The following is a 15,888-nucleotide window of genomic DNA, read 5'->3' as shown; positions in this document are numbered from 1 at the left end:
GATAAAGCTCAGTATAAAGAAGCATCCTTATGGGAAAGAATGAAGTTAAATTACCATTTATTACTTTGTAAAACCTGTGCAAATCACAGTAAAAACAATGTAAAATTAACTTCATTATGCAACCAAGCGCGGTTATCTATTTTATCTGATGAAGAAAAAAAGAAAATGAAAGAACTATTTACTAAGGTAGAATAATGAACTTCTTACCCGCAATAAACAACAACCACCAAAATAAAGGTATTGCTTCTACCCAAAAAGAGGCGTAGTATTTTTTTTGATTTATTTTCGTAAAGTAGATTACTAATATCACCATTAGGACTAGAACAGTTTTTACAATAATTTGAGCAAATTCTAATTCTGTTTTCAAAAAAGTGGCTATATAAAAAAGTATAGCCCAGACATATCCTATAATTTTTGTTCCTCTTACACCTAATCGCTGTGGTAAAGTTTTAAGAGCTGGACTATCGTATTTTAAATCTCTAATTTCAAAAGGTATTAAAAGCACCAGCACAAAAAGAAAGCGCTGCACGGTCTCCACCTTTACGTTCCAAGAAATAACATCTAACTCAGAAACAGCAGGCAATACCACTGTCGTCCCAGCCCAAACAGCTGCAACAATCAAAATTTTTAGTCCGCTGAAACTTCTAAAGTTTTTATGCTTGGGCAATACGGGCAATGCATAAAGCCCTGTAATTGCCGTGAGAACAAAGAGGCCTACCATTACCCTTTCCGGCAGAAAAAACAACTGATAACCGGCAACTAATAGACAACCAAAACTAAAAAACTGAATGTTTTTATGATAGGTATTAACCACAAGAATATATTTCTGTGCCTCTACTCCAAATTTTACAAAATTATAACAGCTAATAGATCCAAAAAAAATAAAAAAATAAAGCTCAATAGGTACGTTTATGTCTAAAGTAAGTGCCGTAACATGAACTAAACTAAATATTGCCAAAGCAACATGAATACTAGCATCAAGATAAAAATCGAAAATCTTTTTGAGCAGGGCCATTAAACAAAAGTAGTTAAAGTGTTTATAACCTTATGTTTTGGTTAAAAACTTTCAAGATATGAGCATCTCGCAACACTAATTAAAACACATAAAAGTGGTAATTTTGCACATTATATAACAATAGTATCTATGAAGACGGACGTGTTTGCATTACGCCATATCGGCATTAGGGAAGAAGATTTAAATACCATGTTCAACACTGTTGGTGTTGAAAATCTAGAACAACTTATTTATGAGACCATACCAGAACATATTCGCCTAAAAGAGCCTTTAAAACTAGACCCAGCGATGAGTGAGCATAAGTTTCTTGCACACACAGAGGCCCTATCTAAAAAGAATAAAATTTTTAAAACTTATATTGGTTTAGGATACCATGAAAGTTTAATACCGTCCGTAATTAAAAGAAATATTCTTGAAAATCCGGGTTGGTACACCGCTTATACACCATATCAAGCTGAAATAGCACAAGGTAGATTAGAAGCCTTATTAAACTTCCAAACCATTGTTTCTGATTTAACAGGTATGGAATTGGCCAATTCTTCACTACTTGATGAAAGTACGGCAGCTGCCGAAGCTATGACCATGCTTTTTGATGTCAGAAGCCGTGATCAGAAAAAGAATGCTATAGTAAAATTCTTTGTTTCGGAAGAGATTTTACCACAAACTTTATCACTATTAAAAACACGATCTATTCCCTTAGGAATTGAATTGGTAATAGGAAACCATGAAGAGTTTGACCTCAGTTCAGGTTTTTACGGCGCTTTATTACAGTATCCTGGTAAATACGGTCAAGTATATGATTATGCCGGTTTTGTAGCCAAAGCAAAAGATAATGGCATTAAGGTAGCCGTAGCTGCAGATATCATGAGCTTGGTATTATTAACTCCTCCCGGAGATTTTGGTGTAGATGTAGTTGTTGGTACTACGCAACGTTTTGGTATTCCACTTGGCTATGGTGGTCCGCACGCAGCATTCTTTGCTACTAAAGAAGAATTTAAAAGAAATATTCCAGGAAGAATAATTGGCCTAACAAAGGACACTGACGGTAAGCCTGCTTTGAGAATGGCCTTACAAACCAGAGAGCAACATATAAAAAGAGACAAGGCTACTTCTAACATTTGCACAGCGCAAGTATTGCTAGCCGTAATGGCGGGAATGTATGGGGTATACCACGGCCCAAAAGGATTAAAATATATAGCATCAAAAATTCATGCCACAGCGGTTACTTTAGTTGATGCCCTTGAAAATTTAGGCATTTATCAAACAAACTCAGCTTATTTCGATACTATAACGGTCAAAGCAAATGCTAAAAAAATACGTCCAATTGCCGAAGCAAATGAAGTGAATTTCTATTACATAGATAACGACACTATCTCAATTGCGGTCAATGAAGCAACTTCTCTATATGACCTAAACCAAATTCTATCCATATTCTCTGAAGCACTTGGTAAAACCTCGTCAGAAATAACAAATTTATTAAACACAACCTCAATTCCAAATAATGTGCAACGTACCAGCACTTTTATGGAAAACAAGGTATTTAATTCATATCATTCAGAGACTGAATTAATGCGTTATATTAAAAAACTAGAGCGTAAAGATTTAGCTCTAAACCACAGTATGATTTCTTTGGGAAGTTGCACCATGAAATTAAATGCGGCCAGTGAAATGCTACCGTTAAGTTCGTCTAATTGGGGCAATATTCACCCATTTGTACCAGTTGATCAAGCAGAAGGATACCAAACCATACTAAGAGAACTTGCAAAAGATCTTTCTGTAATAACAGGTTTTGCAGATACATCATTGCAACCAAATTCTGGAGCACAAGGGGAATATGCAGGATTGATGGTCATAAGAGCATATCATGCATCTAGAGGAGAATCTGAAAGAAATATATGCTTGATCCCTTCTTCCGCTCACGGTACCAATCCGGCTTCCGCTGTAATGGCGGGTATGAAAGTTGTAGTTACCAAAACCGATGAAAAAGGAAATATTGATGTTGCGGATCTTGAGGAAAAAGCAAAATTGCATTCAGACAATTTAGCTGCATTAATGGTAACATACCCATCTACACATGGTGTATTTGAGTCGTCTATCAAGCAAATTACAAAGTTAATACATGACCATGGCGGACAAGTGTATATGGATGGCGCCAACATGAATGCACAAGTAGGCTTAACCAACCCTGCAACTATTGGCGCAGATGTTTGCCACTTGAACCTACATAAAACTTTTGCCATACCGCATGGTGGTGGCGGACCTGGTGTTGGTCCAATTTGTGTTGCCCCACAATTGGTACCGTTTTTACCAAGTAACCCGGTAATATCAACTGGCGGCGAAGATGCGATCACAGCAATATCAGCAGCACCATGGGGCAGCTCATTAGTTTGCCTTATTTCTTACGGATATATAAAAATGCTGGGAGAGCCAGGCCTGACCCAATCAACAAAAACCGCAATTCTTAACGCCAATTACATAAAACATAAACTTGAAGGCAAGTTTGATGTATTATACACTGGTGAAAAAGGAAGAGCTGCCCATGAAATGATTTTGGATTGCAGGCCTTTCAAGAAAAATGGTATTGAGGTTACAGATATTGCAAAGCGACTTATGGATTATGGTTTTCACGCACCTACCGTGTCTTTTCCTGTTGCGGGTACCGTAATGATAGAGCCTACAGAAAGTGAGAATTTAGCCGAATTAGACAGGTTCTGTGAAGCTATGATTTCCATTCGTACAGAAATTGACAATTCTACTATTGACGAGCCCAATAATGTTCTTAAAAATGCTCCTCATACTTTAGAAATGGCCACTACAGATGATTGGCAATACCCATACTCAAGACAAAAAGCCACTTTTCCATTACCATACATTTCGGAAAATAAATTTTGGCCATCTGTACGCAGAGTTGACGATGCATATGGAGACCGTAATTTAATTTGCACATGCGCCCCTATAGAAGCGTATATGGAAACTGAATAACAGCCCTAAAGCCATATAATAAAGCCTTTTCAACATTTAGAAAAGGCTTTTTTTATTCTCCTATTTTTAAATCAAAAATACCTTGACCGTCGTAAACTATAGTATGCGTGCATATAATATTTCTACAGTTTACTTATATTTCGGTTACAATTCAAAAGTTAAAAATGAGCATATCAATTACGGGAACAGGAAGTTATATTCCTGACTTAAAAATTTCTAACGCAGATTTTAATAACCATAATTTTTTAAATTTAGACGGCACTTCTTTCCAATATAGCAACGAGGTTATCATTGAGAAATTCAAAGCTATAACGGGTATTGAAGAAAGGCGATATGCTCCTAAAGAATACACAACATCTAACTTAGCATTTTTCGCTGCAGAGAAAGCTATTGAAAATGCCAAAGTAGACAAAGAAACCATAGACTATATCATTGTAGCCCATAATTTTGGTGATTTAAAAGATGGTTATATTCAAGGTGACACCCTACCAAGTTTAGCCACTAGAGTAAAGCACCAGTTACAAATAAAGAACCCAAAATGTGTTGCTTACGACTTAATTTTTGGCTGCCCAGGTTGGGTTGAAGGGATGATCCAAGCCAACGCATTTATTAAAAGTGGTATCGCAAAAAAATGCTTGGTGATCGGCGCTGAAACATTATCAAGAATTGTTGATGATAATGATCGCGACTCTATGATCTATTCTGATGGTGCAGGTGCTGCTATTGTAGAAGAATCCAATGATGGTGGCGAAATTATTGCACATGAATCTGCAACCTATGCCAATGATGAGGCCAACTTCCTTTTCTTTGGAGAGTCTTATAATAAAGACGATAAAAAAAAGGCATACTATATAAAAATGCTCGGTAGAAAAATTTATGAATTTGCCGTAACCCACGTACCTACTGCAATGGCATCATGCCTAGATAATAGCGGCATTAATATAGATGAGGTGAAAAAGATATTTATTCACCAAGCAAATGAAAAAATGGATGAAGCAATAGTAAAACGCTTCTACAAAATATATGGCAAAAAAATGCCAGAAGGCATTATGCCTATGAGTATTTCCAAGTTAGGCAACAGCTCTGTTGCTACCATACCTACTCTTTTTGATTTGGTAAAGGACGGTAAATTAGAAAATCAGGAAATTAAAAAGGGAGATGTTGTTATCTTTGCTAGTGTTGGCGCCGGAATGAACGTCAATGCAATGGTATATAGAATTTAAACATGTACGAAAACACTTTTCCGAACAAACGCTACGAGCATACATTACAATTTTTACGTAAACACATCAACACCAATGAGTCTATTTTAGATTTAGGTGTAGAGAATCCGTTTACGAAAATAATGCAAAAAGACGGCTATCAAGTAACCAACACAAACGGAGAAGATTTAGATATAGACATCAGCACCGTAATCAATTCTGATGCAGAGGTAATGACGGCATTTGAAATATGTGAACACCTATTAGCTCCGTTACACCTTCTATCTAATTCAAAATCAAAAAAACTTGTGGCCAGTATTCCTCTAAAACTATGGTTCTCGCCCGCATACAGAAGCAAAACGGACAAATGGGACAGGCATTACCATGAATTTGAAGATTGGCAGTTTAATTGGTTATTAGAGAAAGCCGGCTGGGAAATTCAAGACTCCATGAAATGGACCAATCCCGTAAATAAATTAGGTTTCAGGCCCTTGCTTCGCTTATTTACACCTAGATATTATATTGTGTACGCCACCAGAAAATAAGAGACGATATCTAAAATGGATTACTACATAGTTATTCCTATACATAATGAAGAGGCTTTTTTAAAAAGCACTCTTGACTCTATTCAACAACAAACATTACCCCCTAAGAAGGTTATTCTTGTCAATGACCACTCTACGGACCGTACAGAATTTATAATTGATGCATACTGCGCTAAAAGCATTTTATTTAAAAAGTTAAATACTACATCTTCTACTCAACACCTGCCGGGCAGCAAAGTGATTAATGCCTTCCACAAAGGTTTAAAACTTTTAGATGATAACTTTGAATTTATTGTAAAACTAGATGCCGATGTAATTTTACCATCCAACTACTTTGAAATCATAAGCAATCATTTTAGAACTGATGAAAAATTGGGTATTGCCGGAGGATTTATTTATGAGCAAAATAATGCTGGTGAATGGGCTTTAAATCACCCAATGGACAAGGACCATGTTAGAGGAGCCATTAAAGCCTACTCCAGAGCTTGTTTTAAAACGATTGGAGGACTCAAGAACGCTATGGGATGGGACACTATAGATGAGCTCTTAGCGAAGTATTATGGCTTTAAATTACGTACAGACGGCACACTAAAAGTTAAGCACCTAAGGCCTACCGGAAGAAGTTATAACAAAAAAGCAAAGAAACTACAAGGTAAAGCAATGTATACCATGCGCTACGGATTCGTAATTACCTGTATTGCATCTCTTAAAATGGCTTTGAAAAACAAATCTATATTATCATTCTGGAACAACATGGCAGGATATCTAAACGCTGCAAAGAACAAAACCCCGTACCTAGTAAACCAAGCTCAAGGTAAATTTATAAGAAATCTTCGTTGGACAAATATTAAAAGAAAAATTAAAGCATAAAAAAAGCCATCTTAACAGATGGCTTTTCTAGTATTTCATTAGATTCTATTTAGAAACCTAATTGTTTTTTAACATCAGCTAAAAGGTCTTTACCTTTTGCTACGATAAGACCACCACCTGCTTGCGCATCAATAACGTAGTCAAAACCTTGTGCTGCCGCCACTTTTTCTATAGCCGCTTTAGCTTTTTCAGAAATAGGAGCAAACAACTCGGCTTGTTTCTTTTGAAATTCTTGTTGAGCAGCTTGTTGTGCATCACCAATATTCTTTTCGAAACCTTGCAATTCTACAGCTCTTTTTTCATTTTCTTCTTTCGACTTTGATGCTGCTTCATTTTGGTATTGCGTATACTTATTACGCAATTCTGTCATTGAAGCTTGAATATCCGCATTGTAAGTTTCTTGTAATTTCTTAAGTTCAGCTTCTGCAGATTTCATTTCTGGCATTGCAGATAATAATTGAGTAACATCTATATGAGCTACCTTACTTTGGGCATTTACAAAACTTGTCGTTGCTACGAACAACAATAAGGCTACCACAATTTGTTTTACTTGTTTCATGAGTGTAATTTTAATTCTAATTGAGTGTTAATTTTTATGGCTATTAAACCTATTTAAATAGTACCGCTATTATCATCTTTTTCGGTATCGCTATTTCTTTCTCTTAATTTTTCTTGTCTTTTAGTTTCACGCTCTTCCAACAGTTTTTTTCTTCTTTCTTCGTATGCTTTTTTACGTTCTTCACGCAATTTTAATTGCTCCGCTTTTGCATCTGCCGCACTTTTCTCTCTAGTTTTAGCCGCTTGGGTCGCTTTATCTAAACGCTCCTGCAAAGCCTCACTGACTACTTCTTCCTCTTCTCCTTCAAAATCATCTAATCTACTACGATTATCTGATTTTTTCGTTGGTTTGCTAATTTTTCTTGTTCTAGCAATACCTCTTAACACCAAATCACTGATGTCGTGTCTTTTTTCTGAATACAACATTACAACATCCGCAGATTTATCAAAAATAAAATCATACTTTTTATTGGCGCCAATTTTTTGCACCTCATTGAACACTTGATCTTGTATAGGTTGTATTAACCTTCTTTTTTGCAATACCAAATCTCCTTGTGGCCCAAAACGATCTTGTTGATACTCTATCATTTCACGTTCCAAAATTTGAATTTCCTCTTCACGCTCAGCTATAAGTTCTGGAGTTAACAACACTTTTTCTGCCATTAAATCTTTTTTCATTTGCTCCACAACACTTTGCTTTTGCTCAACTTCTACCTTCCAACGCTGTACTTTAGTTTCTAATTGCTCTGTTGCCTCTCTATACTCATCTACATTTTGTAAAATGTACTCCATATCTACGTAAGCCATCCTCACCCCTCTCTGGGCAAAACCTTGTATTGTCATGAAGAAGACCGAAACTAGTATTAAAAATTTTCTTTTTGCACTCATTGTTAATATCGTTTAATCCTATAGAAAATATCGTGCCAAAAATACTAAATCTTTAAAAACTAAAGGATTAGCAATAAGCACGAATATTATAATTCAATAAAAATTAAAACTGTTGACCAATAATGAAGTGTGTTTGCCATCCGCTTGGTCCTTGTCCTGCAGAAGCAGGAACTAGATCCTCATCGAATCCGTAACCAAAATCAATACCTAACAAACCAAATGCTGGCATAAAGATACGCAGCCCCACACCGGCCGATCGTTTTAATTCAAACGGATTAAAGTCTTGAAAATTGTTGAAGGCATTACCACCTTCTAAAAAGGCTAGTCCATAAATAGAAGCAGAAGGCTTTAAAGTCAACGGATATCGCAATTCTAAAGAGAACTTATTATAAACCAAGGCACCATCTGGTGAAGTTGCACCTTCTGAATATGGCGTAATAGATTGGTTGTCATAACCCCTTAATTGAACTACATCCCTACCATCTAAAGTAAAGTTACCTAGACCATCACCACCAACATAAAATCTTTCAAAAGGCACATTACCTACAGCGCTGTTATAACTACCTAAGAAACCAAATTCAGCATTACTACGCAACACCAATTTATCTACCAAAGTAGTATACCAATCTCCTTTAAATTTAACTTTATAATATTCTAGAAGCCTAAAACGTTCTTGATCCAAATCTTCCAATTCATTTTGCTCTAATGAAGTTACACCGACTGAATTCTTTTTTTCCTCCAATTCTTCAGACCTATTCTTTAACCCTCTAAAATCTTTGTTGCTAAATAAAGACCATGGCGGTGTAAATTTTGCACTTACTTCAAAGTTAGACCCCCCTCTTGGGAAAATGCGACCACCTTGGGTTGCATTTCTAGAGATCCCAAATGTATAAGCCAATGAATTTGCTTTACCATCACCAAAATTAAACAAACCTATATTATAGTTTCTAAAATCATATAACTGGTAACTAAGCGAGTGAGAAATGGTAAAGAAATCATCTGGCCATTGAACACGTTTTGCTAAACCTGCTGTGATACCGGTAATAGAGAACTGTTGGTCCTTATTAATATCAATATCACCACTACTATCATATGAAGCCGCAAACTGTTGTGTTCTTGACATGCTTAAATTAAAACGTACCGGTTTTTTTCCACCCAACCATGGCTCTGCAAAGTTTAGGCTATACACCCTATAAGTCTGACTTGCTTGTAAACGTAAAGCAAAAGTTTGTCCATCACCCATAGGTACCGGTTTGTACTTTTCACCCTTAAATAAATTTTGAATGGAGAAGTTACTAAATGAAAGTCCCAATGTACCAATGAAACCGCCACCGCCATAACCTCCTTGCAATTCTATCTGACTTGAACCAGATTCCACCAGGCTCCAAGCTAAATCAACCGTACCCTCGTTAGGGTTTGCGTTTAAAACATCTGGCGTAATTTGTTCCGCATCAAAAAAGCCAAGTTGACCTAATTCACGAATACTTCTAATAATATCTGCCTTATTATACTTTTGACCCGGTCTTGTACGTAGTTCTCTAAAGATAACGTGGTCATTAGTTTTATCGTTACCAGAAACGGTAACATGGCTCAAGAATGTTTCCTTACCTTCAATAATTCTTATTTCAAAATCAATGGTATCATTGGCCGCTGAAATCTCTACAGGATTTATAGTAGAGAACAAATAGCCATTATTTTGATATAAACTAGTAACATCATTAGGCTCTGGCTGAGAATTATCCGCTATTCTTTCACGCAATAATACACCGTTATAGGTATCACCTTTCTTAATACCCAAAACCTGATTTAATTGACGGTCCGTATATACAGTATTACCTACGAAATCAATATTACCAAAATAATATTTATCGCCCTCTTCTACTTTTATCTTTAAATCGATATTATTCTCATCGACTTTAATTACAGAATCTGAAATTACCCTTGCATCACGATAACCATTTTCTGCAAATTTATCAACCAACAAACCAAGATCTTCTTCGTAATCTTCTTGTATGTATTTTGATTTTTTCCAGAAACGACCAAATTTTTTCTGTTTTGTACTTTTTAAAGCTTTGCGTAATTTCTTGTCTGACAACTGTTCATTACCCTCAAATATAATATCACGAATTTTTACTTTATCACCTTTATTGACATTTACCACCATACTACGGGTATTACCGTCAATAGTATCTTTAGCCGTAGCTATAGTAACATCAGCATTTAGATAGCCTTGTTTTTTGTATTTATTGGTGATGTAATTTCTCGAGTTTGAAATTAAACTTTCGGTTATTTTTTTTCCTTTTTTAAGATCAGTATCCTTTATTAAGCCTTCAATTTTACCTTTTTTTACACCATAAAATTTAACATTGGTCAATGTTGGGCGTTCAATAATATTCAATTCTAAGAAAACTGTATTCTCTTCTATATTGGTAATAAAGATATCTATTTCGCTAAAAAGCTCTAGACCCCATAATTTTTTAATGACCTCACTAATTTGTTCTCCTGGCAAGGTAATAGGCTGCCCTACTCTTAACCCTGTATACGTTTTAACTGTTTGTTCATTATAACTTTGTAGTCCAGTAACATCTAATCCCCCTAAAATATAGCTTTTACCGTCCTCGTAGGAAGCATCCTGCGCGGCGGCAATAAAGGTGAATAAAAATAAAATGGTAGTTAAAAAGTGGTTCAATGATATGCGTCTGGTCATACCTTTAAGTGAGTTGTTCGCTTGTTTTTCCAAATCTTCGTTCTCTGTTCTGGTAGTTTTTTATGGCTTCAACTAAATGATGCTCTCTAAAATCAGGCCAATATACATCAATAAAATATAACTCTGCATACGCTATCTGCCATAATAAGAAATTGCTGATCCGATGTTCTCCACTAGTACGGATAAGTAAGTCTACGTCAGGCAAATCATGCGTGTAAAGATGGTTATTTATAATTTCTTGGTCAATGTTTTCAATTGAAATTATATTATTTTTAACTTTGGTACTTATCTCTTTTACCATGGATTGCAACTCTTCGCGAGCTCCATAACTTAGAGCCAAAGTCAACGTCATCCCCGTGTTTTGTTTGGTTTGCTCCATTACATCTACCAATTCCTTATAAGCCTTAGCTGGTAATGCAGCTATATTGCCAATAGTATTTAGACGTATATTATTTTTGTTAAAAGTTTTAAGTTCTTTCTTTAAGGAAGACACCAATAAACGCATAAGTGTTTGCACTTCAACCTTTGGCCTATTCCAATTTTCTGTAGAAAAAGTATACAATGTTAGGTAATCAATTTTCAATTGAACACATTGCTCAACAACAATCCTGACCGTTTTTACACCATGTTCATGACCAAAAACTCTTAGCTTACCACGTTCCTTTGCCCACCTGCCATTACCATCCATAATAATAGCAAGATGTCTTGGGACATTTAGTTTATCAATCTCGTTTATATCACCCATCTTAAAATTTACTCAAAGCAGTCCATACAAGGCTTTCTTCCAAAAGTATACGTTAGCGTTAGACCAGAAAACACATACCAGTCATCACTAAAAATATTACCGAATTTAAATTCTTCAAAGTTAGAACCTTCAGGATTACTACCATCTAAGTTATCTGTAAAGGTATACCTTGCACCTATTTCGCCTCCAAAAATAAGAAACTGATTGATACGATACTTAAAACCAACGGTCATTGGCACCGCAAAACTTCCGTCTTTTTGATTTATATCTTGCAGAACTCCACCGTTAAAATACTGATATTCATACCTAAAATAGGTGATACCGGTATATAAATAAGGTGTAAAAGCAGGACCAAGTTTATGTAAATTATATTCTACGAAGTTAAATTCCAAACCCACAGAACCTTCTAATATTGCATTATCTACCACATAACCCCTTTGCTGCCTTGCGGCAGAACTAGACTTACTATCATTTGCCGTAAACTTACCATAAGTTAAACTACCACGCCACGCATATCTTTTACTTTTGTTCCATTTAAACAAGCCGCCAAACGCAATATTGGAAGGCAATAGGTAATCTGTTCTACCTACATCACCAATGGTATTTGCACCACCGGCAAAAATACCCACCTCATAAGTCTGGGCTTGCAAAACTGACAGTGAAAAAAGCAATAATACTAACGCTACGTAACGCATAAAATAGGTTTTACAATTATTGCAGATGTAATACGTTAATTTGAAATTGCAATAATATTTATGTTCTCAAAAGATAAACAGTGATTAAGGACAATTATTGTTTAAAAGTTGGCTCAATTACGCCTATCCTCACCCCAAAGAAGCTTATTTCTTAAGGTCTTTAAAAAACTTTCTGAAGTATATTCTATCATTTTAATGGTATAAGGTGCCTTGCTAATGGTTATCTCCTCTCCATTTTCTAACGATGCTATTCTTGAATCCAAAGAAACCAAATGATTATCCTCTCTACCGGAAACCCTTAATCTAATAACAGTATCATCTGAAATTACTAATGGTCTTGCATTTAAGTTATGCGGTGCAATTGGGGTCAATACCAATGATTTTGCCGTAGGCACAATTACCGGTCCTCCACAACTTAAAGAATACCCAGTAGACCCTGTTGGAGTGGAAATTATTAGTCCGTCTGCCCAGTAAGAAGTTAGATATTCATTATTTAAATATGTTTCTACCGTAATCATAGAAGTAGTTTCTTTTCTACTTACGGTAATTTCATTTAACGCAAAATTTAAATCACCAAACTCGGCATTCAATTTTTCCGTATTCAACTGCACCAAACTACGTTCAACTACAGTATAAGCACCCTGTTTAAACTCCTGAACCACCTTACGCACATCTTCTTTTTTGAAGGTTGAAAGAAACCCTAACCTTCCAGTATTCACACCCACAATAGGAATACCTAAATCCCGCACAAAGGTTGTTGCCCTTAAAATAGTACCATCACCACCAAAACTAACGAACATATCAAAAGAAGCATTTAACCCTTCTTCCATGGTAAAAACAGGAAAGGCCTGGCTATTACCTTTGGATTGGTATAATTCGTAAAAATCTTTTTCTATATGAACTTCAGCAGACACCGTTTGTAGCTCATCTAACAGTTCTATAAGGTATTCAATGGCATTATCTTGATAGGTTTGACCGTAAACAGCTACTTTCATATTATACATTAAGATATTTATCTAAGTAATCTGATCTGTTTTTTAAATCTTCTAAAAATTCATCATCACTATTACCAAATATAATATGGTAATTATAACGTCTAAAAGTCTGCACTACCTTATTATAGTTATTAGCAGTGATTTTTAAGGTTACTTGAATAACGTCATTTTGAGTGTCGGTTATAAAACCACCAAACAATTTTGCGTTATTACTTTCAACAATTTGCGCGATCTCACTAAAGGAATAATCTTTAACACCCTTTGCCACAACCAGAATACTACCGGGATCGGTAAAAAACGGTGTATCTATAAATTCAGCTACAACATCAGTTAAACAATAATAACCGGTCACTTCCTCTTTCTCGTTAAGAACCGGAAGCAAATTAGCTTCATTACGTGCAAAAACCTCCAATACATCTAACCAATTGGTATCTCTACGCGCAAAAAAACTTTGAAGATCATACCTAAACCCCTCAACACTAGAACCTTTAATCAACCCATCAGCATCAATCTCAGAAAAAAGCCCTAAAAATCTACCATCCTCCAAAATAGCGATATGGGAATAAGTAGTGTCATGAAAAAAAGCCAACACTTTTTCAGCGGCATCGTTAATATCGAATGTCGGTAAGCTCGTAATGATATGTTCTTGAATATTCATACACCTATATATAACGCAAAATAACAATTAATAATATCAAAAGGCGTGCCTTATTTGTATTTTTGATGCTCTTAAAAGGTAAATAAGACATAATGACAAAGCTTAGTGTTAACGTAAATAAAATTGCAACCCTTAGAAATGCCCGTGGTGGAAATGTACCTGATTTACTTAAGGTTTCTAGAGACTTAGAAGATTTTGGTGCTCAAGGGATCACCATTCATCCACGACCAGACGAACGTCATATTAGGTACCAAGATGCACGAGATTTAAAAAAGATGGTAACCACAGAATTTAATATAGAAGGCAACCCGGTTCCCAAATTCATTGCATTGGTTCTTGAAGTGAAACCAGAACAAGTAACCCTGGTACCTGACTCCGTAGATGCTATCACCTCTAATGCCGGTTGGGACACCGTTACAAACAAAGACTTCTTAACCGATGTCATTAAAACCTTTAAGGATGCCGGTATTCGTACGTCAATTTTTGTTGACCCAGACCCAAAAATGATTGATGGAGCCAAAGCGGTAGGTACAGATAGAATAGAATTATACACAGAAAGTTACGCTACAGATTACGCAAAAGATAAAGAAACTGCGATAAAACCATTTATTGAAGCTGCCAAACGCGCCAACGAATTAGGCATTGGCATTAATGCAGGTCACGACCTAAGTTTGGACAATATTGAATATTTCGCTAAAAATATACCTAACTTACTAGAAGTATCTATAGGTCATGCGCTTATTAGCGAAGCGCTATACTTAGGACTTGACAATGTAGTTAACATGTACTTACAGAGATTAAAATGAAACAGATATTACATTCGGTAATTTTAGGAGAAGGTAAGCCTTTATGTATTCTACACGGATTTCTAGGCATGCTTGACAATTGGAAAACAATAGGTACACAATACGCAGAAAACGGATTCTGTGTACACCTTATCGACCAAAGAAATCATGGCAAAAGTTTTCATTCACCAGATTTCAACTATGACATTCTTGCTAATGATTTTCTAAATTATTTAGATGAACATAACATAAAAAACACTGCCTTAATTGGACATTCTATGGGCGGCAAGACTGCCATGCAATTCGCATGCACTTACCCAGAACGGGTTAATAAATTAATTATAGCGGACATTGCGCCAAAGTATTACCCACCACATCATCAAGAGATTATTAATGGCTTAAATGCCATAGACACCACCAATTTAAAATCTAGAAAAGACGCCGACGAACAATTAAAAAAACATCTTTCTAACCCGGGCATCAGACAATTTCTATTAAAAAACCTACATAGAAATGAAGACAAAAAATTATGCTTTAAATTTAACTTGGAAGTACTGAGCGAAAAGATGGAAGAAATTGGTGACAACATCAACAGTACAGATAGTTTTGATGGTCACACCTTATTCTTAAGAGGGGATAAATCTGAATATGTAACCAACAATGATTTCAGCATCATACAACGTCATTTCCCCAAGGCAACAGTTGAAACTATTGACAATGCAGGACACTGGTTACATGCTGAAAACCCCGAACAGTTCTTTAAAAAATCAATTACCTTTTTAAATCAAGAATAATTATAATCACATAATACCATAAGCTATGAAACTAATTTTAAGAATTCTATTAAGTGCCGTTGCCGTTGTTATTTTAGCCAACATACTACCAACTGTGACAGTTAACAGCTTTATTACTGCTATAGTCGTAGCAGTAGTTTTAAGCATCTTAAACCTATTAGTAAAGCCTATTTTGGTAATTCTAACACTACCTGTAACCGTAATCACCTTTGGTCTTTTTCTTTTAATCATTAATGCGATTATTATTTTATTAGCAGATAAACTTATTGACGGGTTTGCCGTTGGAAATATTTGGTGGGCATTGATTTTTAGCCTCTTGCTATCATTTTTACAATCAATCTTTTTTACACTGTTAAAAGACGACAAGTCATAGTTGCTTGTGATTTGAAATTCAATACTTTAAAAAATTGGTTGACTTTACAAAATGTAGTATTTTTGCATCCCATTTT

At 35.5% G+C, this 15,888-nt stretch carries 15 protein-coding genes; 7 read left to right on the top strand and 8 right to left on the bottom strand.

All coding sequences use genetic code 11. From position 1 onward, the window contains the following. Nucleotides 1-181: 181 nt before the first annotated feature. Nucleotides 182-1,015, bottom strand: coding sequence for a UbiA prenyltransferase family protein (locus BW936_RS05885; RefSeq protein ID WP_076547352.1), 834 nt, complete (start codon nt 1,013-1,015; stop codon nt 182-184). A gap of 129 nt (nt 1,016-1,144) precedes the next feature. Here BW936_RS05885 and gcvP point away from each other — a divergent pair, with 129 nt between their 5' ends. From gcvP to BW936_RS05865, 4 genes are all read left to right on the top strand, one after another. Then, on the top strand, nt 1,145-3,997 hold the full coding sequence (gene gcvP / locus BW936_RS05880; protein ID WP_076547351.1) for an aminomethyl-transferring glycine dehydrogenase: 2,853 nt from the start codon (nt 1,145-1,147) through the stop codon (nt 3,995-3,997). A gap of 164 nt (nt 3,998-4,161) precedes the next feature. Continuing rightward, on the top strand, nt 4,162-5,220 hold the full coding sequence (locus tag BW936_RS05875; protein WP_076547350.1) for a 3-oxoacyl-ACP synthase III family protein: 1,059 nt from the start codon (nt 4,162-4,164) through the stop codon (nt 5,218-5,220). A gap of 2 nt (nt 5,221-5,222) precedes the next feature. Then, nucleotides 5,223-5,744 (top strand): methyltransferase, encoded by a 522-nt coding sequence (locus tag BW936_RS05870; RefSeq protein WP_076547349.1) that lies wholly within the window; start codon nt 5,223-5,225, stop codon nt 5,742-5,744. Nucleotides 5,745-5,759: 15 nt separating this feature from the next. Beyond that, nucleotides 5,760-6,614, top strand: coding sequence for a glycosyltransferase family 2 protein (locus tag BW936_RS05865; protein WP_076547348.1), 855 nt, complete (start codon nt 5,760-5,762; stop codon nt 6,612-6,614). A 49-nt stretch (nt 6,615-6,663) separates the two neighbouring features. On the opposite strand, the gene BW936_RS05860 is transcribed toward BW936_RS05865, so the two are convergent. The 7 genes from BW936_RS05860 to BW936_RS05830 form a co-directional block, all read right to left on the bottom strand. Then, on the bottom strand, nt 6,664-7,173 hold the full coding sequence (locus BW936_RS05860; protein WP_076547347.1) for an OmpH/Skp family outer membrane protein: 510 nt from the start codon (nt 7,171-7,173) through the stop codon (nt 6,664-6,666). Between the two features lie 53 nt (nt 7,174-7,226). Continuing rightward, the gene (locus BW936_RS05855; protein ID WP_076547346.1) at nt 7,227-8,060 is read right to left on the bottom strand and encodes an OmpH/Skp family outer membrane protein; all 834 of its coding nucleotides are present in this window, start codon (nt 8,058-8,060) and stop codon (nt 7,227-7,229) included. Between the two features lie 103 nt (nt 8,061-8,163). Then, complete coding sequence (locus BW936_RS05850) at nt 8,164-10,767, bottom strand: BamA/OMP85 family outer membrane protein (RefSeq protein ID WP_076547345.1); 2,604 nt, start codon at nt 10,765-10,767, stop codon at nt 8,164-8,166. 4 nt (nt 10,768-10,771) lie between these two features. Beyond that, on the bottom strand, nt 10,772-11,512 hold the full coding sequence (locus tag BW936_RS05845; RefSeq protein ID WP_076547344.1) for an isoprenyl transferase: 741 nt from the start codon (nt 11,510-11,512) through the stop codon (nt 10,772-10,774). A gap of 8 nt (nt 11,513-11,520) precedes the next feature. After that, nucleotides 11,521-12,207, bottom strand: a complete 687-nt coding sequence (gene porG / locus BW936_RS05840) for a type IX secretion system protein PorG (RefSeq protein ID WP_076547343.1) — start codon at nt 12,205-12,207, stop codon at nt 11,521-11,523. Nucleotides 12,208-12,320: 113 nt separating this feature from the next. Continuing rightward, nucleotides 12,321-13,202 (bottom strand): NAD kinase, encoded by an 882-nt coding sequence (locus BW936_RS05835; RefSeq protein ID WP_076547970.1) that lies wholly within the window; start codon nt 13,200-13,202, stop codon nt 12,321-12,323. 1 nt (nt 13,203) lies between these two features. Beyond that, complete coding sequence (locus BW936_RS05830) at nt 13,204-13,860, bottom strand: CBS domain-containing protein (RefSeq protein ID WP_076547342.1); 657 nt, start codon at nt 13,858-13,860, stop codon at nt 13,204-13,206. 92 nt (nt 13,861-13,952) lie between these two features. On the opposite strand from BW936_RS05830, the gene BW936_RS05825 reads away from it, so the two are divergent. The 3 genes from BW936_RS05825 to BW936_RS05815 are packed head-to-tail and all read left to right on the top strand — an operon-like array spanning nt 13,953 to nt 15,812. After that, nucleotides 13,953-14,666 (top strand): pyridoxine 5'-phosphate synthase, encoded by a 714-nt coding sequence (locus BW936_RS05825; protein ID WP_076547341.1) that lies wholly within the window; start codon nt 13,953-13,955, stop codon nt 14,664-14,666. Further along, a complete protein-coding gene (locus BW936_RS05820) occupies nt 14,663-15,439 on the top strand; it encodes an alpha/beta fold hydrolase (protein WP_076547340.1) in 777 nt (258 codons plus the stop codon). Before BW936_RS05825 ends, BW936_RS05820 begins: the two co-directional genes overlap by 4 nt. A gap of 25 nt (nt 15,440-15,464) precedes the next feature. After that, nucleotides 15,465-15,812: a phage holin family protein gene (locus BW936_RS05815; RefSeq protein ID WP_076547339.1), complete on the top strand. Its 348-nt coding sequence runs from the start codon at nt 15,465-15,467 to the stop codon at nt 15,810-15,812. The last annotated feature ends 76 nt before the right edge of the window (nt 15,813-15,888 follow it).

Source organism: Maribacter ulvicola (assembly GCF_900155985.1).
GTDB lineage: Bacteria > Bacteroidota > Bacteroidia > Flavobacteriales > Flavobacteriaceae > Maribacter > Maribacter ulvicola.
The sequence above is the reverse complement of the archived record's forward strand: the minus strand, read 5'-3'. Positions and strand labels throughout refer to the sequence as shown.